The following is a 245-nucleotide window of genomic DNA, read 5'->3' on the forward strand; positions in this document are numbered from 1 at the left end:
CAACACCACCACGTTTAACTATATCGTCGCCTTGATTGTCGAGTAAATTGGCTAAACTTTGTGGTAATGCTCTCACTAAATCGGCTGGGGTGTAGTGTTGACTTAGCCCCGCTAGTTTAGCAGCAACGGCTGGAGAAAACTCTGCTGCAATCAATTTACTTTCTAGCATTGCGCCAACAGGATCGGTACGCTTTTTTTGATCTTTCATCAACGATGAAACTTGATCGGTCAATAAGTTCCGCAAT

At 43.7% G+C, this 245-nt stretch carries 1 protein-coding gene; it reads right to left on the reverse strand.

The genetic code is table 11. The features are described 5' to 3' along the window. A partial coding sequence (locus AAEY78_RS14535) for a hypothetical protein (RefSeq protein WP_352340157.1) occupies positions 1-208 on the reverse strand: 208 nt, incomplete at its 3' end. Positions 209-245: the final 37 nt, after the last annotated feature.

It is taken from the genome of Psychrobacter sp. 16-MNA-CIBAN-0192, from assembly GCF_040309565.1.
GTDB lineage: Bacteria > Pseudomonadota > Gammaproteobacteria > Pseudomonadales > Moraxellaceae > Psychrobacter.